This window comes from Streptomyces sp. PA03-6a, from assembly GCF_033792765.1.
Taxonomy (GTDB): Bacteria; Actinomycetota; Actinomycetes; order Streptomycetales; family Streptomycetaceae; genus Actinacidiphila.
Genome location: NZ_JARAVK010000020.1, coordinates 1 through 25,675 on the forward strand (window position 1 = coordinate 1; position 25,675 = coordinate 25,675).

The window sequence follows — 25,675 nt, forward strand, 5'->3', positions numbered from 1 at the left end:
CACCGACGCGGCCGCGACCGCCCTGCACGCCCGGCTCACCGGGGGGCGGTGAGCCGGGCGTGCAGGGCGGTCGCGGCCGCGTCGGTGAGCGAGGCGATCTGGTCGACGACGGCCCGCTGCCGGGCCCGGTCGTCCTTGGCCTCGTCGAAGATGCCGCGGAACTGCGGGTCCAGCCCCTCCGGCGCCCGGGCCAGCAGGGCCTCGGCGAGCTCCCCGATGACCACGCGCTGCTGGGCACGCCGCCGCTCCTGCGCCTCGCGCTGCATCACGTACCGGTCGGCGACCGCCTTCAGGACGGCGCACTCCAGCCGCTGGTCGCGCGGGACGACCAGCTGGGCGCGGTGACGGGTGAGCCGGCCGGTGCCGTAGGCGTCCCGGGTGGCGCGCTCGGCGGCCAGGCAGAAGCGGCCGATCAGCTGCGAGGTGGCGTCCTTCAGCCGGGCCTGGGCGATGGCGGAACCGTCGTAGCCGTGCGGCCACCACTCCATGTCCAGCAGCCGGTCCAGGGCCTGCGCCAGCTCGTCCTCGGCCGCCCCGAGGGCGTAGCGGCCGGCGGCGACGGCGAAGATCTCGCGGCGCTCGGGCTCGGCGAGCAGCACCGCCGGGTCCAGATGGCCGGCGTGCAGCCCGTCCTCGACGTCGTGGACGGAGTACGCCACGTCGTCGGCCCAGTCCATGACCTGAGCCTCGAAGCACTGCACGTACGGGCGGTCGGCGGGGGCGGTGCGGCGCAGCCACGCGAAGACCGGCAGGTCGTCCTCGTACACACCGAACTTGGGGCTGGTGGGGTCGGTGGGGTGCCCGCCGCGCGGCCAGGGGTACTTCGTCGCCGCGTCCAGCGCCGCCCGGGTCAGGTTGAGACCCACGCTGGTCAGGGTGCCGTCGTCGGCGTGGGCGAAACGCTTCGGCTCCAGCCGCGTCAGGATGCGCAGGCTCTGGGCGTTGCCCTCGAAGCCGCCGCAGCCGGCCGCGACCTCGGCGAGCACCATCTCCCCGTTGTGCCCGAAGGGCGGATGGCCGATGTCGTGGGCCAGGCAGGCGGTCTCCACCAGGTCCGGGTCGCAGCCGAGGGCCGCCCCGAGCTCCCGGCCGACCTGGGCGCACTCCAGGCTGTGCGTCAGCCGCGTCCGCGGGCTGCTGTTGAGCGCCCGGGCGTCGTCGACCGGGTCCACCACCTGCGTCTTCCCGGCCAGCCTGCGCAGCCCCGCGGAGTGCAGCATGCGGGCCCGGTCCCGCTGGAACGACGTGCGGCCGGGCCGCTTGTCGGGCTCGGGCACGTAGCGCTCGGTGTCGGCTTCGCTGTAGGGGGCGTATTCGGTCGCCGCAGGGTGGTTCGCGTCCATACCGCGACGGTAGCGGGCGCGCCCCGGTCCCGGCGGCTACGCCGTGGCCAGCTGCGCCGCGGCGGCGGGACCCGCCGTGCCGGCCAGCGCCCGGTCGTAGCGGTGCAGCACCAGCGCCGCCATCGCCGGGTGCGCGCCGAGCGGGGCTGCGGCGATCCACGGCGCCGCGGCTGCCGTCGCCGTCGCGAAGCGGCCCGGCGCCGCGAAGCAGGAGGCCACCGCGACCCGGTCCCGGCCGTCGGCCGACAGCTGCCGCACCGCCGCGGCGACGTCCGGCCCCGCCGACGCGTACGCGGGCACCACCGGCACCCCGCCGCCCAGCCGGGCCTGCAGCAGCGCGGCCGTCGCCTCGGTGTCCCGGGCCGACTGCGGGTCCCGGGACCCTGCGGCGGCCAGCACGATCCCGGCCCGCCGCGCGGCCCGTGGGGGGCCGGTGCGCCAGCCCGCCTCGGCCAGGCGGTCGTACAGCGCCTCGGCGAGCAGCGGGTGCGGGCCGAGCGGCGCCGCGACCCGCCCCCGCAGGTGCGGGGCGCTGGCCAGCGCCCCGGGGACGTCGCGCTTGACGTGGTGGCCGCGGGTCAGCATCAGCGGCACCAGGACGGCCTCGCCGCGCAGGGCCGCGAGGGTGTCGTCCAGCGACGGCTCGTCGATCTCGATGTGGCCGAGCCGCACCGACAACCCCGGGCGCAGGTCCCTGATCCGTTCCAGCAGGGCGTGCGCGGTGCGCAGCGCCTCCGGGTCGCGGCTGCCGTGCGCGACGGCGACCAGGACCGGGCGGCGGGGAGCCGCGGAGCGCAGCGTCACCCGCGAGAGCTGGCTGCTGAGCTGCGTGGTGATCCGGGACATGAGCTGCGCCGTGCTGTCGAAGTGGTCCGGTCCTGGCACGCCGTGCGGCGCGGGTTCCTCGGCCGTCATGCACCGAGTGTGGCGAGCGGGGGTTGCCACGCCGTTGCACCGAGATGACGACTGGTTTCCGCCACTTCACACTCCGTGCGGGCGGGTGTGAGGGGCGCCCGCGGAGCGTGCGTCAGCGGCGCTTCCAGTCCCCGCCCTCGATGGGGCGCCCCTTCTCGCGCAGCTCCCGTTCGTGGTCCGCGGCCGCCAGGTACACCCATGCGGGCAGCGTCCGCCCGGCGTAGGTGCGCACGTCGCGGACCACCCGCTCGTACAGGTTCCCGGCGGCGCCCGGGCTGTACTCCTCCAGGCGGTCCAGGTCCGCGAGCACCTCCTGGTACAGGTCTTCGACCGGATGGATGACGTCGCCGTGGATGCGGCCGCGGTCGTCGCCCACGGCGTACGGGTAGCCCGGACCGTCGAAGAGCAGCGCCCCGTGCAGCACGGCGGGCGTCTCGGACGTCGTCCGGCCGCGCAGCAGCCAGGAGTGGTTGATCTCGCCGGGCCGCAGGGTCCCGTACACGAAGAACGGGAGGCGGGAATGGTCGTCACGCATCACCCTCATGGAACCGCAGGGACGTACGGGACGTCGACTCGGACGTGGAACGAAGCCCGAACCGGAAGACGCCAGGGGTACGCGTGGGGGCCGTGCTGCCGCGTCTGCGGCGGCTCGCGCGGCTGCGGCGGCTGCCACGGCTACCGCGGTCCAGGCGGGGGCGGCGGCACCTGCTGCGGGCCGCCGTGGCCCTGGGCGTGCTCGCGCTGCTGCCCGCGACGTGGCTCCAGGTCACCGCGGACGACCGGGTCCGTACGGTGGCGGACGCCCCCGCGGAGCCCGTCGCCGTCGTCTTCGGCGCGGGCCTGTGGAACGGCGAGCCCTCCCCCTACCTGGCCCACCGCCTCGACGCGGCCGCCCAACTGTGGGCGGCGCACAAGGTGCGGGCGGTCCTCGTCACGGGCGACAACAGCCGCACCGACTACGACGAGCCGACCGCGATGCGGGACTACCTGGCCGCGCACGGCGTGCCCCGCGACAAGGTCGTCCTCGACTACGCCGGCTTCGACACGTGGGACTCCTGCGCCCGGGCCCGGCGCGTCTTCGGCGTCGACCGGGCGCTGCTGGTGAGCCAGGGCTTCCACATACGGCGGGCGCTGGCGCTGTGCGGGGCGGCCGGGATCGAGGCGTACGGGATCGGGGTCGACGAGCGGCACGACGCGACCTGGTACTACGGGGGGACCCGCGAGGTCGCCGGAGCCGTGAAAGCCGCGTTCGACGCCGCGTTCACCCCGGACCCCCGTTTCCTCGGCCCCCGCGAGGCCGGCGTCCAGCGCGCCCTGGGGTGACCCGGCCCGGACCGGGGTGACCGTGTCGCCGCGTGCGGGTGCGTTGTGGTTGCGGAGGGCGGTTGCCCCGCCGCAGGCGCAAACAACCCGCACACGACAAACGACCCGCACCCTCACACCCGGCACAGCCCCGCAGGGAGCGCACCGTACGCCGGGCGTAACGCCCCCGCCCGGGGGGCGAAACACCGGCGCCGCATCGTGGGCGGCATGAGCGCCAGCGGAACGGTCGACACCCACTGCCCCTACTGCGCCCTGCAGTGCGGAATGGGCCTCCGCCGCACCGCCGGAGGCAGCCGCATCCCGGACGTGGTGGAGCGCGACTTCCCCGTGAACAAGGGCGCCCTGTGCGGCAAGGGCCGCACCGCGCCCGCCGTGCTGGCCCCGGAGGCACGGCTGACCGGGCCCCTGGTCAGGGACCGCGCCTCGGGGAGGCTGGAGCCGGCCCCCTGGGAGGAGGCCCTGGACCGGGTCGCGGAAGGCCTGTTGCGGGTGCGGGCCGCCCACGGCCCCGACGCGGTCGGTGTGTTCGGCGGCGGGGGCCTGACCAACGAGAAGGCGTACGCCCTCGGCAAGTTCGCCCGGGTCGTGCTGCGGACGTCCCAGATCGACTACAACGGCCGCTTCTGCATGTCCTCCGCCGCGGCCGCCCACACCAGGGCCTTCGGCCTGGACCGGGGCCTGCCGTTCCCGCTGGCGGACGTCGCGCGGACGGGCTGCGTGATCCTGGTCGGCTCGAACCTCGCCGAGACGATGCCGCCCGCGCTGCGCTACTTCACGGAGCTGAAGGAGAACGGCGGCCGTCTGATCGTCGTTGACCCGCGCCGTACGCGCACCGCCGAGCACGCCGACCTGCACCTGCAGCCGCGCCCCGGCACCGACCTCGCGCTGGCGCTCGGCCTGCTGCACCTGGTGGTCGCGGAGGGCCGCGTGGACGAGGACTTCGTCGCGGAGCGGACGACCGGCTGGCCGGAGGCGCGGGCCTCGGCGATGGCGCTCTGGCCGGAGCTGGTCGAGCGGATCACCGGGGTGCCGGTGCCCAGGCTCCGGGAGGCGGTGGAACTCTTCTGCGGCGTGCCGGAGGCGATGGTGCTGACCGCGCGCGGCCCGGAGCAGCAGTCGAAGGGCACGGACACGGTGAGCGCGTGGATCAACCTGTGCCTGGCGACGGGGCGCGCGGGGCGCCCGCTGTCGGGGTACGGCTGTCTCACCGGGCAGGGCAACGGCCAGGGCGGCCGGGAGCACGGCCAGAAGGCCGACCAGCTGCCCGGCTACCGCAAGCTGGACGACCCGGCGGCGCGCGCCCACGTGGCCCGGGTGTGGGGGGTCGACCCGGACGACCTGCCGGGGCCGGGGCGCAGCGCGTACGAGCTGCTGGACGCGCTGGGCCGGGACGTGAAGGGCCTGCTGCTGATGGGCTCCAACCCGGTGGTCTCCGCGCCGCGGGCGGCGCACGTCACGGAGCGCATCGCGGCGCTGGACTTCTTCGCCGTGTGCGACGTGGTGCTGTCGGAGACGGCGGCGATGGCCGACGTGGTGCTGCCCGTGACGCAGTGGGCCGAGGAGACGGGGACCACGACGAACCTGGAGGGCAGGGTGCTGCTGCGGCGCAAGGCCCTGGACCCGCCGGAGGGCGTGCGCAGCGACCTGTACGTGCTGAACGGGCTGGCCGCACGCCTGGGCCGGGAGAAGGGCTTCCCTGCCGACCCGGAGGAGGTCTTCGAGGAACTGCGCCGTGCGTCGGCGGGCGGGCCCGCGGACTACTCGGGGATCACCTACCGCCGCATCGAGGCGGAGGACGGGGTGTTCTGGCCGTGCCCGGACGTCCCGGCCGGGGACGCCGGGGCGCACCCGGGCACGCCCCGGTTGTTCCTCGACCGGTTCGCGACGCCGGACGGCCGGGCCAGGTTCGTGCCAGTGCTGCACCGTCCGGCGGCCGAGGAGCCGGACGGGGACTTCCCGCTGTACCTGACGACCGGACGGGTGCTGGCGCAGTACCAGTCGGGCGCCCAGACCCGGCGGGTGGCGGAGCTGAACGCCGCCGCGCCCGGTCCGTTCGTGCAGCTCCATCCGCGCCTCGCCGAGCGCATCGGTGTCGCCGAGGGCGACCCGGTCGCCGTCACGTCGCGCCGCGGCCGCGCGGTGGCACCGGCCCGGGTGGACCGCTCCATCCGTCCGGACACGGTGTTCATGCCCTTCCACTGGGCGGGCGAGGGCCGGGCGAACACCCTCACCAACCCGGCGCTCGACCCGACGTCCCGCATGCCGGAGTTCAAGGTGTGCGCGGTCCGCGTCGAGCGGGCGCAGCCGCGGTACATCGAGGCCTGATATCGCTGTTGATGTGCTGGCATCCTGCCTGATGCTGTCTCATGTCAACCGGGAGGCCGTCATGGAAACGCACGGTCATCGATCTGGACGACGCGATGCTCGCCCTCGCCCGGCGGCAGCTCGGCACCAGGACGAAGCGCGAGACGATCGACCTGACGGTGGGCTCCAGGAGCACGCCGAGGACGTCCTGGACTTCGGCTACCTGGCGGAGCAGGAGCGCGTCGAGGACTTCGCGTCGGTGGCCGAGGTCCGGCCCGGGATCGCCGTGATCAGGGTCGACCGGTCGTAGCCGGAGGCCGCTTCGGGCTCACAGTGGGGCCGGGCGGGCGCTGAGGGCACTGTTCCCCGGGGGAAACGACGGGGATGCGGCCGGGTAACAGCGGCGCCGCAGGCTCGTGCCATGAGGATGGTGGTGGTCGGCGGCGGAATGGCGGGGGCGCGCCTCGCGCAGCGTCTGGCGCCCTCCGGCGCGGACGTCACGGTGATCGGCGAGGAGCAGCACGCCCCGTACAACCGGGTGCTGCTCGCGGAGGTGCTGGCGGGCCGGTACGCGCCGGAGGTGGTCGCGCTGCCGGGGGTACCCGGTGCGGTGGTGCGCCGGGGTGTCCGGGCAGTGCGGATCGACCGCGACGAGCGGGCCGTGGTCTGCGACGACGGTGGCGTGGCCCGGTACGACCGGCTGGTGCTGGCGACCGGCTCCAATCCGGTGCTGCCGCCGCTGCGCGGGCTGTTCACGCAGGACGGCGGCACGTTCCCGGAGGGGGTGCACGCCTTCCGCACGATGGACGACTGCCTGGCGCTCTCGGCGGCGGTGCGTCCCGGGGCGCGTGCGGTGGTCGTCGGCGGCGGGCTGCTCGGGGTGTCGGCGGCGCGGGCGCTGGCGGCGCGCGGGGCGCAGGTGGTGGTCGCCACCCAGGGCGAGCATCTGATGGAGCGCCATCTCGACGGGGCCGCCTCGGAGTTGCTGCGCGTGCACCTGGAGGGGCTGGGCGTCGAGGTGCACACCCAGTGCCGGGTGCGTGGTCTGCTGACCCGGGACGAAGACGGGGCCGGGGTCGCGCGGCCCTCCCGGCGGCCGCGGCCGTCCGTGGTCACCGCGGTCGAACTCGCCGACGGCTACTGCCTCGGCACCGACCTGGTCGTGCTGGCCTGCGGCGTGCGGCCGCGCGTCGGGCTCGCCCAGGCGGCGGGGCTGGCGGTCGCCAAGGGGGTGGTGGTGGACGACGCGCTGCGCACCTCGGACCCGTCGGTCCACGCGATCGGCGACTGCGCCCAGCACGGCGGCGTCGTCTACGGCCTCGCGGGCGCGGCCACCGAGCAGGCGGACGCGCTGGCGGACGTCCTGACGGCCGGCCCCGCGCCCCGGTACGGCGGCACCCGTTCGCTGACCCGGCTCACCCTCAACGGCCCGGCGGCCCTGGACATCGCCTCCTTCGGCGAGACCACGCCCGCCCCGGGAGACGACGTGCTCCGCCTCGCCGACGCCACGCGCGGCGCGTACCGGAAGGTCGTCCTGCGCGGTGACCGCCTCGTCGGCGGCATCCTCCTCGGCGACCTCGGCACCGTGGGCGCGCTCGCCCGCACCTGGGAGGGCGACGAGCCGCTGCCCGTCGCCCCGCTCCACCTGCTCACCGACAACGGAGGGTCCTGACATGACCACGCCTACCATCGTGCTCGTCGGCCACGGGATGGTCGGACAGCGGTTCCTGGAGGCGCTGGCCGACCGCGGCCTGACCTCCCGTGCCCGGGTGGTGGTGCTCTGCGAGGAGCCCCGCCCGGCGTACGACCGCGTCCACCTCAGCTCGTACTTCGCCGGCACCGGCCCGGAGGGGCTGTCCCTGGTGGAAGCCGGCTTCATGGCGGAGCACGGCATCGAACTCCACCTGGGCGACCCGGCGGTCGCCGTGGACCGCCCGGCCCGGACCGTCACCGCCCGCTCCGGGCTCACGGTCGACTACGACACCCTGGTGCTCGCCACCGGCTCGTACCCCTTCGTGCCGCCGGTCCCCGGCAAGGACGCGACGGGGTGCTTCGTCTACCGCACCATCGAGGACCTGCTGGCGATCGAGGAGTACGCGATGACCTCGTGCACCGGCGCGGTCGTCGGCGGGGGGCTGCTCGGGCTGGAGGCGGCAGGCGCGCTCAAGGGGCTCGGACTGGACACGCACGTCGTGGAGTTCGCGCCCCGGCTGATGCCGGTGCAGGTCGACGAGGGCGGCGGCGAGGCGCTGCGGCGCACGGTCGAGGGCATGGGCGTGACCGTCCACACGGGGGTGGGCACGCAGGAGGTCGTCACGACCGCCGACGGCTCGGTCCGGGCCATGGCGCTGTCGGACGGCTCGTCGCTCGACGTCGACCTGGTGGTCTTCTCCGCGGGCGTACGGCCGCGCGACCAGCTGGCCCGTGAGTGCGGACTGCCGGTCGGCGAGCGCGGCGGGATCGTCGTCGACGCGACCTGCCGCACCGAGGACCCGCGGGTCTACGCGATCGGCGAGTGCGCCCTGGCCCCGGACGGCCGGGTCTACGGCCTGGTGGCGCCGGGCTACGACATGGCGGAGACCGCGGCGAAGGCCATCGCCGGCCAGGAGGGCTCCTTCACCGGCGCCGACACCTCCACCAAGCTGAAGCTGCTCGGCGTGGACGTGGCCTCCTTCGGCGACGCCCACGGCGCGACCGCGGGCTGCCTCGACGTGGTCTACTCCGACTCCCGCTCCGGGGTCTACAAGAAGCTGGTCGTCTCGCCGGACGGCGTGCTGCTGGGCGGCATCCTCGTCGGCGACGCCGAGCAGTACGGCATGCTGCGCCCGCTCACCGGCTCGGTGCCCCCCGTCCCCGCGGAGCAGCTGGTGCTCCCGGCGGGCGCGGGCGCCCCCGTGGCACTGGGCCCGTCGGCGCTGCCGGACGAGGCGGTGATCTGCTCCTGCCACAACGTCACCAAGGGCACGATCCGCGGCGCGGTCACCGAGCACGGCTGCACGACGGTCCCCGAGGTGAAGAAGTGCACCAAGGCCGGTACCGGCTGCGGCAGTTGCGTGAAGGTGCTGGGCCAGTTGGTCACCGCGGAGCTGGAGGCCTCGGGCGTCGAGGTCGACAAGGGGCTGTGCGGTTGCTTCGCCCAGACCCGCCAGGAGCTCTACGAGATCGTGCGGGCGCTGCGGATCACCGGTTTCCGCGAGCTGCTCGACCGGCACGGCCGCGACGGCGCCCGCGGCGGCGAGGGCTGCGAGGTCTGCAAGCCGGCCGTCGGCTCGATCATCGCCTCGCTCGCCCCGGCGATCGGCGCCTCCGGCTACGTCCTGGACGGCGAGCAGGCCGCGCTGCAGGACACCAACGACCACTTCCTGGCCAACCTGCAGAGGAACGGGTCGTACTCGATCGTGCCCCGCATCCCGGGCGGGGAGATCACCCCGGAGAAGCTGATCGTCATCGGCGAGGTGGCCCGCGACTTCGGCCTCTACACCAAGATCACCGGGGGGCAGCGGATCGACCTGTTCGGCGCCCGGGTCGACCAGCTCCCGATGATCTGGACCCGGCTGGTGGACGCCGGCTTCGAGTCCGGGCACGCGTACGGCAAGGCGCTGCGCACCGTGAAGTCCTGCGTCGGGCAGACCTGGTGCCGCTACGGCGTGCAGGACAGCGTCCGCATGGCCATCGAGCTGGAACTGCGCTACCGGGGCCTGCGGTCCCCGCACAAGCTCAAGTCCGCCGTCTCCGGCTGCCAGCGCGAGTGCGCGGAGGCGCGGAGCAAGGACTTCGGCGTCATCGCCACCGCGAGCGGCTGGAACCTGTACGTCGGCGGCAACGGCGGCGCCACCCCGCGTCACGCGGACCTGCTCGCCCAGGACCTGAGCGACACCGAACTGGTCCGGCTGGTCGACCGCTTCCTGATGTTCTACATCCGCACCGCCGACCGCCTGGAGCGCACCTCCGCCTGGCTGGAGCGGATCGAGGGCGGGCTCGGCCACGTACGGGACGTCGTCGTCCACGACTCGCTCGGCATCTGCGGGGAGCTGGAGCGGCTGATGGCCGACCACGTCGCCCACTACCGCGACGAGTGGGCGCAGACGCTGGGGGACCCGGAGCGGCTGCGGCGCTTCGTCTCCTTCGTCAACGCCCCCGGCGTGCCCGACCCCTCGGTCCGCTTCGTCCCCGAGCGCGACCAGGTCAAGCCCGACCTCGACCTGCTCGCCGGCCCCGTGCTCCCCGTCCGCACCCTCGAAGGGACCACCACCGCATGACCGTCGAAGTCCTCCTCCCCGGCACCGCGGGCTGGTTCGCCGTCTGCGACCACGACGCCCTCACCCCCGGCCGCGGCGTCGCCGCCCTCCTCCCCGACGGCCGGCAGGCAGCCCTCTTCACCGACCGGCACGGGCGCCCGTACGCCATCGACAACCGCGACCCCTTCACCGGCGCCTACGTCCTGTCCCGCGGCCTGCTCGGCTCCACCGCCGAGGGCCGGGCCTTCGTCGCCTCCCCGCTGCTCAAGCAGCGCTTCGACCTGGAGAACGGCCGCTGCCTCGACGACGAGGCGGTCTCGGTGCCGGCCTTCCCGGTGCGGGTGCGGTGACGGGCCGGGCGCCTGCTTGAATCGGTCCATGGCCGAGGTCGAGGTGCTGCGCGTGTTCATCGGTCCCGAGGGGCGGGGCGGGAACCTGCTCGGGGTGGTACGCGACGGCGCGTCCGTGCCCGGGACGCAGGCGCGGCAGCGGTTCGCCGCGGGGCTCGGCTACAGCGAGACCGTGTTCGTCGACGACACCGCGCGCGGCGTCGTCGACATCTGGACGCCGAGCGTGCGGCTGCCCTTCGCGGGCCATCCGACGGTGGGGACGGCGTGGCTGCTCGGGGCCGAGGTGCTGCGGCCGCCGGCCGGCGAGGTGAAGGCCTGGACGGAGGGCGCCTTCACCTGGGTGCGCGGGCGAGCGGAGTGGGCGTCGGGGCGTCGCACCCAGCGGTTCGGCTCACCCGAGGAGGTGGACGCGCTGCCCGCGCCACCGCCCGGGGAGGGCTGGCTCTACGCCTGGGCCTGGGCGGACGAGGCGGCCGGACGCGTCCGCGCACGGGCCTTCCCGCGACGCGGCGACGGGATCGTGGAGGACGAGGCGACGGGCGCCGCGGCGCTCGTGCTCACCCGCGAGCTGGGACGCCCGCTGGACGTCCGCCAGGGCGTGGGCTCGCAGATCCTGACCCGGGTCCACCCCGACGGCACCGTCGACATCGGCGGCCGGGTGTCCCTCGCCCCCTGACCGGCCACCCATCCGGCACGCGTCCCGATGGGTCCGGCGCGACGGCGAACCCGCCGGTCGCCCCGCCTTGCGCGACGCCCCGCACCCAGACCCGGATTCCGGTCGCCCTCCGTCGCCACTGCCGCGTCCCCCCTCCCGGAGCGAAACGGCGGACCCGCGAGGCCCCCCGTCGGGGCAGGCGGCCGCACCGGCATGCGGGTCACCCCGGATCGCTGCCGACCCGCACCCCGGCAGAGACCACCACGCGAGCGCCCGCAATCCGCCTCTCGCACCGCGGCCCAGCCCGCAGGCATGCGCAACCGCACGAGCTCCCACCGCGGCCGCACCTCGCGTCGGCCGCCCTCGGCCCGTGGCCCCGGCGGCAACCACCGTGCGCTGGACGGCGCGTGTGCCACCACCCCGCCACCCCCGCCCGGGGGCTTCGGACGGCGGGCCGCGCCGCCGGTGCGCCGCCGCACGGGAGGCCCCAGGCCGGTGGTCCCCGTGGCCGGCACCCCGGGGTCCGGGCACCGCCGCACCTCGCGTCGGCCGCCCGGGGCCCGCAGCCCCGCGGCTCCAGACGGACGCGGCGGCAACGACCGTACGCAGGACGGCGCCTGAGCCGCCGGTGCGCCGCCGCCACGGGACGCGCCGGCCGGTGGTCCCCGTGGCCGGGGCCCCCAGGGTCCGGGCACGGCGCCAGGCCCCGGTCACGCCGCGCGCCGCACCTCGCTTCACCGCCCTGACCTGCGGCTTCGACCACTCACGGGTTCCGGATGCGGATCTTCGGCGGGGCGGTGATGCTGAGAGAAGTGCCACTCACGGCGAGGAGGACAGCGATGTCCATGTTCGACAAGATCAAGGCCAAGCTGAAGGGCCACGAGAGCCAGTCCCAGAAGGGCATCGACAAGGGCGGCGACATGCTGGACGAGAAGACCGGCGGGAAGTACCAGCGCCAGGTCGACACCGCTCAGGACAAGCTGGGCGACGAGTTCGGCACCGGCGGCACCGGCGGCACCGGCGAGGACCGTCCCCCGCACTCCTGACGCCGACGGGCCGTCGCGCACCCGTGTGGAGGGCGGCGCGGCGGCCCTACGCTGGCCCGCATGGCTTGGAGCGCGCACGACATCCCCGACCAGAGCGGCCGCACGGCCGTCGTCACCGGTGCGAACAGCGGCATCGGCTACTGCACCGCCCGCGAGCTCGCCCGCAGGGGCGCCAGGGTGCTGCTCGCCTGCCGCAGCGAGACGCGCGGCAAGGAAGCCGTCGACCGCCTGAAGGCCGAGGTGCCCGACGCCCGCGCCGGATACCGCCACCTCGACCTGGGCGACCTGTCCTCGGTGCGCGCCTTCGCCGCCGGGTACGACGGCACCGGGCTGGACCTGCTGGTCAACAACGCCGGTGTGATGGCCTTGCCGCACGGCACCACCGCCGACGGCTTCGAGACCCAGATGGGCGTGAACCACCTCGGCCACTTCGCCCTCACCGGGCTGCTGCTGCCGCGCCTGCTGGCCACCCCCGGAGCGCGGGTCGTCTCCGTCTCCAGCAGCATGCACGCGGTAGCCACCATCGACCCCGGTGACCTCAACAGCGAGCGGCGCTACCGCCGTTGGGTCGCCTACGCCCGTTCCAAGAGCGCCAACCTGCTCTTCGTCCACGAGCTGTCCCGGCGGCTGGCGGCCGCGGGCGCCGGCACCGTCGTCGCGGCGGCGCACCCCGGCTACGCGAGCACCGGTTTGCAGACCCGCGCCGCACGCATGGAGATCCGCCGGACCGTCGAACGCGTGGTGAACCTCGGCAACCGGGTGATCGCCCAGTCCGCGGACGCCGGCGCGCTCCCGCTGCTGTACGCCGCCACGGCCCCCGGCGTGCTCCCCGACTCCTTCACCGGCCCTCGCTTCCAGGGCTGGCGCGGCTCCCCGGCCCCCTCCTGGCGTGCCCCGTGGACCCGCGACGACCGGGCGGGCGAGCTGCTGTGGGCGGCCTCCGAACAACTGACGGGCGTCCGCTACGAGCTGCCCGCGGCGGGGTGAGCCGCCGCGTTCCGCGCCCTCTGCCATGACGGTGAATCCGGCAGACCGTGGCAGGGGGTTCACGCTGTGTTGGCGAAGACGTCGAGGGGCGCACCCTAGCCTTCCGGTGCGCGACCCGCCCGCGGCGATGGGTCCGGGCGGGCCACCCCGTCGTCCCTGGAGTGATCGTGGAACGTCGAACCTTCCTGCGCGGAGCGGTGGTCGGCAGCTCGGCGGCCGCCTTCGGCAGCACCCTCATGCGCGGGGCGGTCCACGCCGCACCCGCCCAGCCCGGTACCGGCCTCTACGGCGCGCTGCAGGCGCCCGACGCCAACGGCATCGCCCTGCCCGGCGGTTTCACCAGCCGTGTCGTCGCCCGCTCCGGCCAGAAGGTCGCGGGCACGTCGTACACCTGGCACAGCGCGCCCGACGGCGGCGCGTGCTTCGCCGACGGCAGCGGCTGGATCTACGTCTCCAACTCGGAGATCGACCCGAACGGTGGTGCGAGCGCGGTGCGGTTCGACGCCTCGGGCAGCGTCACGGGCGCCTACCGCATCCTCTCCGGCACCCGGCAGAACTGCGCGGGCGGCAGGACGCCCTGGAACAGCTGGCCGTCCTGCGAGGAGGTCAGCCTCGGCCACGTGTACGAGACCGACCCCCGGGGCGTGGAGGCGGCCGTCCGCCGCGCCGCCATGGGCAGGTTCAAGCACGAGGCGGCCGCCGCCGACCCCGTGCGCAAGGTGGTCTACCTGACCGAGGACGAGACCAACGGCTGCTTCTACCGGTTCGTCCCGGCCACCTGGGGCGACCTGTCGGCCGGGGCCCTGCAGGTGCTGGTCGCCGGCACCGCCGCCGCGGGCTCCTTCACCTGGGCGGACGTGCCCGACCCCGATGGCTCCCCGACCGCCACCCGCAGCCAGGTGTCCGGCGCGAAGAGGTTCAACGGCGGCGAGGGCTGCCACTACGCCGACGACACCGTCTGGTTCACCACCAAGGGCGACAACCGCGTCTGGCGGCTCGACCTGGCCGCCGGCACCTACGCGCTGGCGTACGACGACTCCCTCGTCTCCGGCAGCGCCCCGCTGACGGGCGTGGACAACGTCACCGGCAGTTCCTCGGGTGACCTCTACGTCGCCGAGGACGGCGGCACCATGGAGATCTGCCTGATCACCCCGGACGACGTCGTCTCGCCGTTCCTGCGGGTCAGCGGCCAGTCCGCCTCCGAGATCACCGGTCCCGCCTTCTCCCCCGACGGCACCCGGCTGTACTTCTCCTCGCAGCGCGGCACGAGCGGCAGTTCGTCGGGCGGCATCACCTACGAGGTGCGCGGCCCGTTCCGTTCGTAGCCGGGCGGAACGGAAGCGGGGGCGGCACCTTCGCACAAAGGTGCCGCCCCCGGTGAGGGTGGGAGATGGTCTTCCGGGCCGGGCTACCGGCAGTCGCTGCCCTTGCTCTGCGCCGCCGCGCGGCCCGCCTCCAGGCGGGCGACGGGGATGCGGAACGGGGAGCAGGAGACGTAGTCCAGGCCCACCTCGTGGAAGAAGTGGACGGACTCGGGGTCGCCGCCGTGCTCGCCGCACACGCCGAGCTTGAGGTCGGGCCGGGTGGCGCGGCCGGCCTCGGCGGCGGAGCGGACGAGGGCGCCGACGCCCTCCTTGTCGATGGTCTCGAACGGGGAGACGCCGAAGATGCCCTTCTCCAGGTAGGCGGTGAAGAAGCTCGCCTCGACGTCGTCGCGGCTGAAGCCCCAGACCGTCTGGGTCAGGTCGTTCGTGCCGAAGGAGAAGAACTCGGCGGCCTCCGCGATCTGACCGGCCGTCAGGGCGGCGCGGGGCAGCTCGATCATCGTGCCCAGGGTGAGGCTGAGCTCGGTGCCCGTGGCGGCCTCGACCTCGGCGATGACGCCCTCGGCCTCCTCGCGGACGATCTCCAGCTCCTGGACGGTGCCCACCAGCGGGATCATGATCTCGGCCCGCGGGTCGCCCTTGGCGTTCCTGCGCTCCGCGGCGGCCTCGGCGATCGCCCGCACCTGCATCGCGAACAGACCGGGGATGACCAGGCCGAGGCGGACACCGCGCAGGCCGAGCATCGGGTTCTGCTCGTGGAGCTTGTGGACGGCCTGCAGCAGGCGCAGGTCGTTCTCGTTGGCGTCCTTGCGGGACTCGGCGAGCGCGACCCGCACCGACAGTTCGGTGATGTCGGGCAGGAACTCGTGCAGCGGCGGGTCCAGCAGGCGCACGGTCACCGGCAACCCGTCCATCGCCTCGAAGAGCTCGATGAAGTCGGACCGCTGCAGCGGCAGCAGCGCGGAGAGCGCCTTGTCGCGTTCGGAGTCGGTGTCGGCGAGGATCAGCCGCTCCACCATCTCGCGGCGCTCGCCGAGGAACATGTGCTCGGTGCGGCACAGGCCGATGCCCTGGGCGCCGAAGCGGCGGGCGCGGGAGGCGTCCTCGGCGTTGTCGGCGTTGGCGCGAACCCGCAGCCGGCGGACCCGGTCCGCGTACGCCATGATCCGGTGCACGGCCCGCACCAGCTCGTCGGCGTCGTCGGCGCCGGCGTGCATGCGGCCCTCGAAGTACTCCACGACCGGGGACGGCACGACCGGCACCTTGCCGAGGTAGACCTTGCCCGAGGAGCCGTCGATGGACAGGACGTCGCCCTCCTCGACGACGATCCCGCCGGGCGCGGTCATCCGGCGCCGTTTGGTGTCGACCTCGAGCTCCTCGGCGCCGCAGACGCAGGTCTTGCCCATGCCGCGGGCGACGACGGCCGCGTGCGAGGTCTTGCCGCCGCGCGAGGTGAGGATGCCCTCGGCCGCGATCATGCCGTTGAGGTCGTCGGGGTTGGTCTCGCGGCGGATGAGGATGACCTTCTCGCCGGAGCGCGACCACTTCACGGCGGTGTACGAGTCGAAGACGGCCTTGCCGACGGCCGCGCCCGGGGAGGCGGCGATGCCCCAGCCGATCCGCTCGGCCTTCGCCTTCTCGTCGAAGCGGGGGAACATCAGCTGCGCCAGTTGCGCGCCGTTGACCCGCTGCAGCGCCTCGGCCTCGTCGATCAGGCCCTGGTCGACCAGCTGGGTGGCGATGCGGAAGGCGGCGGCGGCGGTGCGCTTGCCGACGCGGGTCTGCAGCATCCACAGCTTGCCGCGCTCGATGGTGAACTCGATGTCGCACAGGTCCTTGTAGTGCGTCTCGAGGGTCTCCATGATCTGCATCAGCTGGTCGTAGGAGGTCTTGTCCAGCTGCTCCAGCTCGGCGAGCGGCACGGTGTTGCGGATGCCCGCCACGACATCCTCGCCCTGCGCGTTGCTCAGGTAGTCGCCGTACACGCCCTGGTGGCCGGTGGCCGGGTCGCGGGTGAAGGCGACGCCGGTGCCGGAGTCGGAGCCGAGGTTGCCGAAGACCATGGAGCAGACGTTGACGGCCGTGCCGAGGTCGCCGGGGATGCGCTCCTGGCGGCGGTAGAGCTTGGCGCGCTCGCCGTTCCACGAGTCGAAGACGGCGCGGACGGCCAGGTCCATCTGCTCGCGCGGCTCCTGGGGGAAGTCCCGCCCGGTCTCCTTGGCCACGACGGCCTTGAACTGCTCGACCAGGCCCTGCAGGTCGGCCGCGTCCAGGTCAAGGTCGTCGTGGGTGCCCTTGGCCCGCTTGGCGTCCTCCAGCGCGTCCTCGAAGAGTTCGCCGTCGACACCCAGCACGGTCTTGCCGAACATCTGGATGAGGCGCCGGTAGGAGTCCCACGCGAAGCGCTCGTTGCCGGCCTGCGCGGCCAGGCCCGCGACCGAGGCGTCGGACAGGCCGATGTTGAGGACCGTGTCCATCATGCCCGGCATGCTGAACTTCGCCCCCGAGCGGACGGAGACGAGCAACGGGTCGTCCGCCTGACCGAGCTTCTTGCCCATCTTCTGCTCGAGCGCCTCGAGGTGCGCACTCACCTCGTCGCGCAGCGCCGCGGGTGCGGCGCCCGACTCCAGGTAGACCTTGCACGCCTCGGTGGTGATCGTGAAGCCCGGAGGGACGGGCAGGCCGAGGTTGGTCATCTCGGCGAGGTTCGCGCCCTTGCCGCCGAGCAGGTCCTTGAGGTCCTTGTTGCCCTCAGTGAAGTCGTAGACGAACTTCTGGATTACTTGTTCTTCCGACACGGGACTCGCTCCTCGCGGCCGGGATGCCCTGACGGCGGGGAGCGTACCCATCTCGAAGGCGCTGCAGTACGTCAATCACCAGGTCACACGGTCGTAACCACCCATCCGCCGAGAGATCGAAAGTCATGGCGTCCCTCCGGGTGAACGGGCGATGCGTTCAACCGTCGAACACATGCTCTCGCCACGTGATCGCCACGGTCGGAGCCGGTCACTCCACGTGAGGGATGACTTGACCATGTGGCCACGACAACGATGACACTCAGTGCCACTCATTGGAGAGGTGTGGTGACACTCGGGCTGCTCATTTGAGCGACACCCCTATCAGGCGTGGCGAGAATCACTCGCCCTGGCCGCGGTTCGTCTTACAGTCCGGACGTCCCCGCGGACCGCCGAAACGTCCTCAGCCGCCCGAAGTGTCCAGCTCGGCGTCGGCGCCGACGACCACCGAGCAGTCGTACGGGTCCTCCAGCCAGCCGTCCGGGAGCACCACGCGCTTGCTCCCGGCCGTCCGGCCGCGCGGCCCCTCGGCGCCATCCGGCCATTCCTGGTCCAGGTCGAGGTCGGCGAGGTGGGCGTCGAGCTCGGCGAGGGAGGAGGCCATCGCGAGCTTGCGGCGCATCTCCGAGCCGACCGAGAAGCCCTTGGTGTACCAGGCGACGTGCTTGCGGAAGTCGATGACGCCGCGCTCCTCGTCGCCCAGCCACTCCCCCAGCAGCCCGGCGTGCCGCCGCATGACGCCGGCGACCTCGCGCAGCGTCGGGGCGGCGGGGGCGCCGCCGCCCTCGAAGGCGGCCACGAGGTCGCCGAAGAGCCACGGGCGGCCGAGGCAGCCGCGGCCGACGACGACACCGTCGCAACCGGTCTCCCTCATCATCCGGACCGCGTCCGCGGCGCTCCAGATGTCGCCGTTGCCCAGCACCGGGATCTCCGGGACGTGCTCCTTGAGGCGGGCGATCGCCTCCCAGTCGGCCGTGCCGCCGTAGTGCTGGGCGGCGGTCCTGCCGTGCAGCGCGACGGCGGTGACACCCTCCTCTACGGCGATCCGGCCGGCGTCCAGGTAGGTGGTGTGGTCGTCGTCGATGCCCTTGCGCATCTTGATGGTGACCGGCAGGTCGCCCGCGTTGCCGACCGCCTCGCGCAGGATCGAGCGGAGCAGGTTGCGCTTGTAGGGCAGGGCCGAGCCGCCGCCCTTGCGGGTCACCTTGGGGACCGGGCAGCCGAAGTTCAGGTCGATGTGGTCGGCGAGGTCCTCGTCGACGATCATCCGGACCGCCTTGCCGACGGTGACCGGGTCCACCCCGTACAGCTGGATCGAACGCGGCTTCTCGGTGCCGTCGAAGTGGATCAGCTGCATGGTCTTGTCGTTGCGCTCGACGAGGGCCCGGGTGGTGATCATCTCCGAGACGAAGAGCCCCTTGCCGCCGGAGAACTCGCGGCACAGCGTGCGGAACGGCGCGTTGGTGATCCCGGCCATCGGTGCCAGCACCACCGGGGGCCACACGGTGTGCGGGCCGATGCGGAGTGCGGGAGCGGTGGCGTCAGCAGTCATGCGGACCATTCTCCCGTATCACCCGGGAGGGACTGGGTGTAGCGTGAAATGGTTACACAAGTACAATCAATCCACCGATAGCACCGACCACGGAGACGGGAACGGCCGATGCCCGAGCTGAGCCGGCGCAGACGTCTGCTGGTGCTGGCCGTCTGCTGCATGAGCCTGCTGATCGTCAGCCTCGACAACACCATCCTCAACGTCGCGCTGCCCGCAATGCGCCGGGACCTGCACACCTCCATCTCCGGACTGCAGTGGACCATCGACGCCTACACGCTCGTGCTGGCCTCGCTGCTCATGCTCTCCGGCTCGACCGCCGACCGGATCGGCCGCCGCCGGATCTTCCGCGTCGGCCTGGTGATCTTCACCGTGGCCTCCGGGCTGTGCAGCATCGCCCCCAGCCTGGAGTGGCTGGTGGTCTTCCGCATGCTGCAGGCGGTCGGCGGCTCGATGCTCAACCCCGTCGCGATGTCGATCATCACCAACGTCTTCACCGATCCGCGCGAGCGCGCGCGGGCGATCGGGGCGTGGGGCGGTGTCGTCGGCATCAGCATGGCCGCCGGGCCGATCATCGGCGGCGCGCTGGTGGAGTCGGTCGGCTGGCGCTCGGTGTTCTGGATCAACCTGCCCATCGGCCTGCTCGCCCTGGTGCTCACCGCGCTGTACGTGCCCGAGTCCCGTGCCCCCCGGCCACGCCGGATCGACCCGGTCGGACAGCTGATGGTCATCGCGCTGCTCGGCTCGCTGACGTACGCCATCATCGAGGCGCCCGCGGCGGGCTGGGGCTCCCCGGTCATCGTCGGCTGCCTCGTGCTCGCCCTGTGCTCCGCGGTGGCCCTGTTCCCCTACGAACGGCGGCGCACGGAACCGCTGATCGATCCGCGCTTCTTCCGCAGCGCGCCCTTCAGCGGGGCGACGGTGATAGCGGTGAGCGCCTTCGCGGCCCTCGCCGGCTTCCTCTTCCTCAACACCCTGTACCTGCAGGACCAGCGCGGCATGTCCGCCCTGGACGCCGGTCTGCACCTGCTGCCGATGGCGGCCATGGCCCTGGTCTGCGCCCCGCTGTCCGGGCGCATGGTCGGCAGCCGCGGCCCACGGTTGCCGCTGCTGCTGGCGGGCCTGGCCACCACGGCGAGCGGCGTGATGTTCGCCGCGCTGGACGCGACCGCCTCGGACGCGAAGCTGTTCACCGCGTACGTCCTGTTCGGCGTCGGCTTCGGCTTCGTCAACGCCCCGATCACCAACACCGCCGTCTCCGGCATGCCGCGGACCCAGGCCGGGGTCGCCGCGGCGGTGGCCTCCACCAGCCGGCAGGTCGGGCAGTCCCTGGGCGTGGCCGTCATCGGCGCCGCGCTCGCCGCCGGGCTCGACCTCACGGCGTGGTGGATCATCACGGGCTGCGGTGTGGCGATCCTGGCGCTGGGCTGGCTGACCTCGGGCCACTGGGCGGCGGGCACCGCGGAACGCGCCGCGAAGCGGCTCGGCGCGGACGCCGCCCGCGAGCCGGTGGGCGCCCGGTGAACGAGGCCACGGCCACCCGGGTGTGGCGCGACCTGCGCACGCTCGTCCTCGAACGCAACGAACGGCGCCGCGAGGTCGCAGACGCCCTCGGCATGAGCTTCTTCCGCGTCAAGGCGCTGCGCCGGATCGCGGCGGCCCCCGTGACGCCGGGCGACCTCGCCGCCGACCTCATGACGGACCGCCCGTACGTCACCCTGGTCGTCGACGACCTCGTCCGGCGCGGGCTGGTGGAACGCACACCGCACCCGCGGGACCGGCGCCGCAAGCTCCTGAGCCTCACACCCGACGGCGCCGCGGCGGCGCAGGAGGCCGACCGCATCCTGGGCACTCCCCCACCGGGCCTGGTGGAGTTGGACGCGGAGGAGCTCGCGGCGCTGGACCGGGTGGTGACCAAGCTGCTGGGGTCGGCCCCGGGGTGAGCCGGGAAAACCGGGGGCCGTTGTCGGTGCCCGGCGCTACGGTCGGTGACATGACGACGCAGATCACCGAGCCCCGCGACGCCCGTTCCCGGGCTGCGCTGACGGCACTGACCGCGCGTGGCGTCCGGCCGAAGTACCTGTTCTTCTGGGGCCATCAGCCGCAGCGCGACGGCAGCGTGGGCGCGGGCTGCCTGAGCCAGTGGTGGCCCTCGGAGTTCACCGTCGACGGCATCGGCTACGCCACGGCGGAGCACTGGATGATGGCCGGCAAGGCCCGGCTCTTCGACGACGACCGGACCCTCGCCGGGATCCTCGCCGCCCCGCACCCGCACGCCGCGAAGAAGCTGGGACGGCAGGTGCGCGGCTTCGACAACGCGACCTGGGAGCGGCACCGCGAGGAACTGGTCGTGGCGGGCAACGTCGCCAAGTTCGGCCAGGACCCGGCCCTGCGGGACTACCTGCTGGGCACCGGCTCGCGCGTGCTGGTGGAGGCCAGCCCCGTGGACCGGATATGGGGCATCGGCCTGGCCGCCGACGACGAGCACGCCGCCCATCCCGTGCGGTGGCGCGGCCTGAACCTGCTGGGCTTCGCCCTGATGGAGGCGCGGCAGCGGCTGCTCACACCGGCATCGGCATAGCGCTGGGCGCGGAACCGGCGATCTCGTACAGCCGGTCCAGCCGTTCGCGGGTGGCGGCGTCCGCCGGGGAGTAGGTGACCAGCCGGGGGCCCTGGCTGGGACCGAGCCACAGGTGCGTGAAGTGGAAGGTCAGCAGGCCGACCCGGGGGTTGAGGAAGCGCTTGGTGCGGTTCTCCGGTTCCTGCACCTCATGCCGCTCCCACAGCTCGCAGAACTCCGGGGAGGCCTGCTCCAGCCGCTTGACCAGGGACTTCCACGCGGGCTCCGCGAGATGCTCGGCCATCGCCGCACGGTACTTGGCGACCAGTTGCCGGCTGGTCTCGTGCCAGTCCGGCAGGCCCTCGCGCCAGGCGGGGTCGGTGAAGACCAGCCACATGATGTTGCGGTCCTCGAAGGGGAGCCGGTCGAGGTCGTCGACCAGCCGCGCGTAGGTGCGGTTGTGGGCGATGACGTCGGTACGGCTGTTGAGGACCGCGGCCGGCAGCGGCTCCAGCTTCGCCAGCATCTCCCGGATCTGGTCCGACATCCCCGGGCACTGGGCGCGCGGGTTGGGGTCCGGCACCCCGGCGAGCAGGAAGAGGTGGGTGCGCTCGTTCGGGTCCAGCATCAGGGCCCGGGCGATGGAGTCGGCCACCTGCGCGGAGATCTGGATCTCCCGGGCCTGCTCGAGCCAGGTGTACCAGGTCACCCCTACCGCGGCGAGCTGCGCCACCTCCTCGCGCCGCAGCCCGGGGGTGCGGCGGCGGCGGCCGGGCGGGAGTCCGACCTGCTCGGGGGAGATCCGTTCACGGCGGCTGCGGAGGAAGGAAGCGAGCTCGCTCCGCGCGGCGGCGCTGGGAGACGTCATACCTCCAGGGTGCCTGACGTCCCAAACCATTGCCAGGTGGTCGCGATACCTGGATAAACGCTCTCTGGTACCCCCCTGGGAACAAGGTCATCGTGGCATACGTGACCGATCACATCGAAGCCCCCGTCTCCGCCGACCTCCGTTCCCGCGCCCAGGTGCGACCCCGCGTCATCCGGGTCGGCACCGGCGACCCGGCACCGGCCGCGAGAACCACGCCACCGGCCGCCGAGGCACCGCCCGGCCCCACCGCGCCGGCGCTCGGCCCGCTGGGCCTGTTCACCGTGCTGCTGGGCGCGGCACTGCCGCTCATCGACTTCTTCATCGTCAACGTTGCCCTGCCCGCCATCGAGACCGACCTCGACGCGGGGGCCGCCGTGCTGGAGCTGGTCGTGGCCGGCTACGGCGTGGCGTACGCCGTGCTGCTGGTGCTCGGCGGCCGGCTCGGCGACTCCTTCGGCCGCCGCCGGCTCTTCCTCGCCGGCATGGCGGCCTTCGGCCTGACCTCGCTCGCCTGCGGCCTGGCGCCCGACGCCTGGGTGCTGGTGGGCGCCCGCGTCGCGCAGGGTGCGGCGGCCGCGCTGATGCTGCCCCAGGTGCTGGCCACCATCCACTCCGCGACCACCGGCCACCGCAGGGCCAAGGCGCTGAGCCTGTACGGCGCGACCGCGGGCCTGTCCATGGTCGCGGGCCAGATCCTCGGCGGCGTCCTGGTCGCCGCGGACATCGCGGGCACCGGCTGGCGCGCGGTCTTCCTGGTCAACGTGCCGGTCGCGGCGGCCGGGCTGCTGCTCGCGGTGCGCTCGGTGCCGGAGACCCGTTCCGACCGCCCCGCGCCGGTCGACCGGCCGGGCACCCTGCTGCTGGCGGTGTCGCTGGTGACCCTGCTGGTGCCGCTGACCGAGGGCCGGGCGGCCGGCTGGCCGGCGTGGACGTGGGTGTCGCTGGCCGTCTTCCCGTTCGCGGCCCTGGCGTTCTTCCTGGTCGAGCGGCGGGCCGACCGGGCCGGGCGGATCCCGCTCGTGCCGCCGAGCCTGTTCGCGCTCACCGGGATGCGCCGGGCGCTGCCGCTGCTGGTGCCGTTCTCCATCGGCTTCGGCGGCTTCATGTTCGTGATCGCGGTCGCCCTGCAGCAGGGCCTGCGGTACGGACCGGTGGAGGCGGGCACCACGCTCGTGCCGATGGCCGTGGCGTTCTTCCTGGCCTCGCTGGCCGGGCCACGCCTGGTGGGCCGGTACGGCGGGCGCGTGGTCACCGCGGGAGGCGTGCTGCAGGGCGTCGGCGTCGCGGTGCTGGCGCTGACCGTGGCCCGCAGCTGGGAACCCGGGATGACGGCGTGGGCCCTGCTGCCGGGTGTGGCGATCGCCGGCCTCGGCCAGGGGTTGCAACTGCCGGTGCTGTTCCGGCTGGTGCTCGCGGACGTACCGGCCGAGCGGGCCGGCGTGGGCAGCGGGGTCATGGTCACCACCCAGCAGTCGGCGCTGGCCCTGGGCGTGGCCACCCTCGGCACGCTCTTCCTCGCCCTGGTCCCCTCGCACGGGACGCGGGAGGCACTGGTCACGGTGCTGGTCGTGCAGCTCGCCGCAGTGGTCGTGACGGCGCTCGCCAGCCTGCGGCTGCCGCGCCAGGTGGCCTGAGGGGCCGCGGGGCCGGACCGGCCCGTACCGAGGAGACCGCATGACAGCCATGCACTGACAGATATTGAAATCTGTCAGTGCATGTGTCACTGTTGTCAGCATCCCCGCACGACCTCCTCATCCCGACCAAGGAGTCCCCTTGCAGAACCGCACCCTCGGTTCCACCGGCCCCTCCGTCTCCGCGCTCGGCCTCGGCGCCATGGGCATGTCCGCCCTGTACGGCGACGCCGACCGCGGCGAGTCGATCGCCACGATCCACGCCGCCCTCGACGCGGGCGTCACGCTGATCGACACCGGCGACTTCTACGGCATGGGCCACAACGAGATGCTCATCGGCGAGGCCCTGCGCGCGGCCTCCCCTGCCGACCGCGAGAAGGCGCTGATCAGCGTCAAGTTCGGCGCCCTGCGCGGCCCCGACGGCACGTGGCTGGGCTACGACGGCCGCCCCCAGGCCGTCAGGAACTTCGCCTCGTACTCGCTGCAGCGCCTGGGCACCGACCACATCGACGTCTACCGCATCGCCCGGGTCGACCCCGCCGTCCCGATCGAGGAGACCGTCGGCGCCATCGCGGAGCTCGTCCAGGCCGGTTACGTGCGCCACATCGGCCTGTCCGAGGTCGGCGCCGCCACCCTGCGCCGGGCCGCGGCCGTGGCCCCGATCAGCGACCTGCAGATCGAGTACTCGCTGATCTCCCGCGGCATCGAGGACGAGATCCTGCCCACCGCCCGCGAGCTGGGCATCGGCGTCACGGCGTACGGCGTGCTGTCCCGCGGTCTGATCAGCGGCCACTTCACCCGTGACCGGCAGCTGGCCGGCAACGACTTCCGCGCGATGAGCCCCCGCTTCCGGGGCGAGAATCTGGAGCACAACCTCGGGCTGGTGGAGGCGCTGCGCAAGATCGCGGAGCAGAAGGGCGTCACGGTCGCCCAGACCGCCATCGCCTGGGTGCTGGCCCGCGGCGAGGACATCGTCCCGCTGGTCGGCGCCCGCACCCGCGAGCGGCTGGCCGAGGCCCTGGGCGCGCTGGACGTGACCCTCGACGCGGCCGACCTGGCGGCGATCGAGACCGCGGTCCCGGCCGACGCGGCCGCGGGCGAGCGCTACCCGGAGTCCCAGATGGCACACCTGGACAGTGAGCAGCGGCACTGACCGGCACCCGCCCGGCCCTGGGAGAATGACGACCATGCCACCCGAGACGCTGACCGCCGAACGCATCCTGGAGACCACGGAGGAGGTGCTGCGCCGTTACGGCCCGGCCAAGGCGACCGTGGTCGACGTGGCGCGGGCCCTCGGGGTCAGCCACGGCAGCGTCTACCGGCACTTCCGCACCAAGGCCGCGCTGCGGGAGGCGGTCACCCAGCGGTGGCTGGACCAGGCGCACGCGGAGCTGACGGCGATAGCGCAGGACGACGGCCGCCCTGGGCCGCAGCGGCTGCGCGCCTGGCTGGAGGCGCTGTTCGCGGCCAAACGGCGCAAGGCGGGCGGCGATCCCGAGCTGTTCGCCACGTACATGGCGCTCACCGTCGAGCACAGCTCGGTGGTCGCCCAGCACGTCGCCGTCATGGTCGGGCTCCTCGCGCGGATCGTCCGGGACGGTGTGACCGCCGGCGAGTTCGCCGCCGGTGACCCCGACGCCGCCGCGCAGGCGGTGTGGGACGCCACCGTCCGCTTCCACGACCCGGCGTACGCCGCCGAGTGGTTCGCCCCGGGCATCGACGCCGCGTTCTCCGCGGTCAACGACCTGATCCTGCGCGGCCTGGAGGCCTGAGCGCCCCGCCGCGC

At 73.7% G+C, this 25,675-nt stretch carries 22 protein-coding genes; 16 read left to right on the forward strand and 6 right to left on the reverse strand.

All coding sequences use genetic code 11. The features are described from left to right. Positions 1-35: 35 nt before the first annotated feature. The 3 genes from PV350_RS07580 to PV350_RS07590 all read right to left on the reverse strand — a co-directional run bounded on the left by PV350_RS07580 (position 36) and on the right by PV350_RS07590 (position 2,793). Positions 36-1,343, reverse strand: a complete 1,308-nt coding sequence (locus PV350_RS07580) for a deoxyguanosinetriphosphate triphosphohydrolase (protein ID WP_500333203.1) — start codon at positions 1,341-1,343, stop codon at positions 36-38. 36 nt (positions 1,344-1,379) lie between these two features. Continuing rightward, on the reverse strand, positions 1,380-2,258 hold the full coding sequence (locus tag PV350_RS07585; RefSeq protein WP_499511776.1) for a sirohydrochlorin chelatase: 879 nt from the start codon (positions 2,256-2,258) through the stop codon (positions 1,380-1,382). Positions 2,259-2,370: 112 nt separating this feature from the next. After that, positions 2,371-2,793: a gamma-glutamylcyclotransferase family protein gene (locus tag PV350_RS07590; protein WP_499511777.1), complete on the reverse strand. Its 423-nt coding sequence runs from the start codon at positions 2,791-2,793 to the stop codon at positions 2,371-2,373. Positions 2,794-2,876: 83 nt separating this feature from the next. On the opposite strand from PV350_RS07590, the gene PV350_RS07595 reads away from it, so the two are divergent. From PV350_RS07595 to PV350_RS07640, 10 genes are all read left to right on the forward strand, one after another. Beyond that, complete coding sequence (locus PV350_RS07595) at positions 2,877-3,581, forward strand: SanA/YdcF family protein (protein ID WP_500333204.1); 705 nt, start codon at positions 2,877-2,879, stop codon at positions 3,579-3,581. Between the two features lie 207 nt (positions 3,582-3,788). Further along, entirely contained in the window at positions 3,789-5,906 is a 2,118-nt protein-coding gene (locus tag PV350_RS07600; protein ID WP_500333205.1) for a molybdopterin oxidoreductase family protein, read from the forward strand. Positions 5,907-6,001: 95 nt separating this feature from the next. Continuing rightward, on the forward strand, positions 6,002-6,175 hold the full coding sequence (locus tag PV350_RS07605; protein WP_499516825.1) for a hypothetical protein: 174 nt from the start codon (positions 6,002-6,004) through the stop codon (positions 6,173-6,175). 137 nt (positions 6,176-6,312) lie between these two features. After that, positions 6,313-7,557, forward strand: a complete 1,245-nt coding sequence (locus PV350_RS07610) for an NAD(P)/FAD-dependent oxidoreductase (protein ID WP_500333219.1) — start codon at positions 6,313-6,315, stop codon at positions 7,555-7,557. A gap of 1 nt (position 7,558) precedes the next feature. Beyond that, positions 7,559-10,144, forward strand: a complete 2,586-nt coding sequence (gene nirB, locus PV350_RS07615; protein ID WP_500333206.1) for a nitrite reductase large subunit NirB — start codon at positions 7,559-7,561, stop codon at positions 10,142-10,144. Next, on the forward strand, positions 10,141-10,473 hold the full coding sequence (gene nirD / locus PV350_RS07620) for a nitrite reductase small subunit NirD (RefSeq protein ID WP_499511781.1): 333 nt from the start codon (positions 10,141-10,143) through the stop codon (positions 10,471-10,473). Before nirB ends, nirD begins: the two co-directional genes overlap by 4 nt. 28 nt (positions 10,474-10,501) lie before the next feature. Next, entirely contained in the window at positions 10,502-11,149 is a 648-nt protein-coding gene (locus tag PV350_RS07625) for a PhzF family phenazine biosynthesis protein (protein WP_499511782.1), read from the forward strand. 818 nt (positions 11,150-11,967) lie between these two features. Beyond that, entirely contained in the window at positions 11,968-12,174 is a 207-nt protein-coding gene (locus PV350_RS07630) for an antitoxin (protein ID WP_499511783.1), read from the forward strand. Positions 12,175-12,234: 60 nt separating this feature from the next. Continuing rightward, on the forward strand, positions 12,235-13,161 hold the full coding sequence (locus PV350_RS07635; RefSeq protein ID WP_500333207.1) for an oxidoreductase: 927 nt from the start codon (positions 12,235-12,237) through the stop codon (positions 13,159-13,161). 167 nt (positions 13,162-13,328) lie between these two features. Beyond that, the gene (locus PV350_RS07640) at positions 13,329-14,486 is read left to right on the forward strand and encodes an alkaline phosphatase PhoX (protein WP_500333208.1); all 1,158 of its coding nucleotides are present in this window, start codon (positions 13,329-13,331) and stop codon (positions 14,484-14,486) included. Positions 14,487-14,569: 83 nt separating this feature from the next. Here the strand turns inward: PV350_RS07640 and ppdK are convergent, their stop codons facing one another. After that, positions 14,570-17,335, reverse strand: a complete 2,766-nt coding sequence (gene ppdK, locus PV350_RS07645) for a pyruvate, phosphate dikinase (RefSeq protein ID WP_499511786.1) — start codon at positions 17,333-17,335, stop codon at positions 14,570-14,572. A gap of 349 nt (positions 17,336-17,684) precedes the next feature. Beyond that, positions 17,685-18,833 (reverse strand): tRNA dihydrouridine synthase DusB, encoded by a 1,149-nt coding sequence (gene dusB / locus PV350_RS07650; RefSeq protein ID WP_499511787.1) that lies wholly within the window; start codon positions 18,831-18,833, stop codon positions 17,685-17,687. 108 nt (positions 18,834-18,941) lie between these two features. Between dusB and PV350_RS07655 the strand changes: the two genes are divergently transcribed. The 3 genes from PV350_RS07655 to ybiA are packed head-to-tail and all read left to right on the forward strand — an operon-like array spanning position 18,942 to position 21,411. Next, positions 18,942-20,354: an MFS transporter gene (locus PV350_RS07655; protein ID WP_500333209.1), complete on the forward strand. Its 1,413-nt coding sequence runs from the start codon at positions 18,942-18,944 to the stop codon at positions 20,352-20,354. Next, entirely contained in the window at positions 20,351-20,773 is a 423-nt protein-coding gene (locus PV350_RS07660) for a MarR family winged helix-turn-helix transcriptional regulator (RefSeq protein ID WP_499511789.1), read from the forward strand. Before PV350_RS07655 ends, PV350_RS07660 begins: the two co-directional genes overlap by 4 nt. A gap of 50 nt (positions 20,774-20,823) precedes the next feature. Next, positions 20,824-21,411, forward strand: a complete 588-nt coding sequence (gene ybiA / locus PV350_RS07665) for a riboflavin biosynthesis intermediates N-glycosidase (RefSeq protein ID WP_499511790.1) — start codon at positions 20,824-20,826, stop codon at positions 21,409-21,411. Here ybiA and PV350_RS07670 read toward each other — a convergent pair. Then, positions 21,392-22,258, reverse strand: coding sequence for a helix-turn-helix transcriptional regulator (locus tag PV350_RS07670; protein ID WP_499511791.1), 867 nt, complete (start codon positions 22,256-22,258; stop codon positions 21,392-21,394). The two genes, ybiA and PV350_RS07670, sit on opposite strands and share 20 nt — an antisense overlap. Positions 22,259-22,539: 281 nt before the next feature. Between PV350_RS07670 and PV350_RS07675 the strand changes: the two genes are divergently transcribed. The 3 genes from PV350_RS07675 (at position 22,540) to PV350_RS07685 (ending at position 25,661) form a co-directional block, all read left to right on the forward strand. Beyond that, complete coding sequence (locus tag PV350_RS07675; protein ID WP_499516827.1) at positions 22,540-23,892, forward strand: MFS transporter; 1,353 nt, start codon at positions 22,540-22,542, stop codon at positions 23,890-23,892. A 139-nt stretch (positions 23,893-24,031) separates the two neighbouring features. Continuing rightward, positions 24,032-25,042: an aldo/keto reductase gene (locus tag PV350_RS07680; protein ID WP_499511792.1), complete on the forward strand. Its 1,011-nt coding sequence runs from the start codon at positions 24,032-24,034 to the stop codon at positions 25,040-25,042. Positions 25,043-25,076: 34 nt separating this feature from the next. Beyond that, positions 25,077-25,661 carry a TetR/AcrR family transcriptional regulator gene (locus PV350_RS07685; RefSeq protein WP_499511793.1) on the forward strand — a complete coding sequence of 195 codons (585 nt, stop codon included), beginning with the start codon at positions 25,077-25,079 and terminating at the stop codon, positions 25,659-25,661. Positions 25,662-25,675 lie beyond the last annotated feature (14 nt).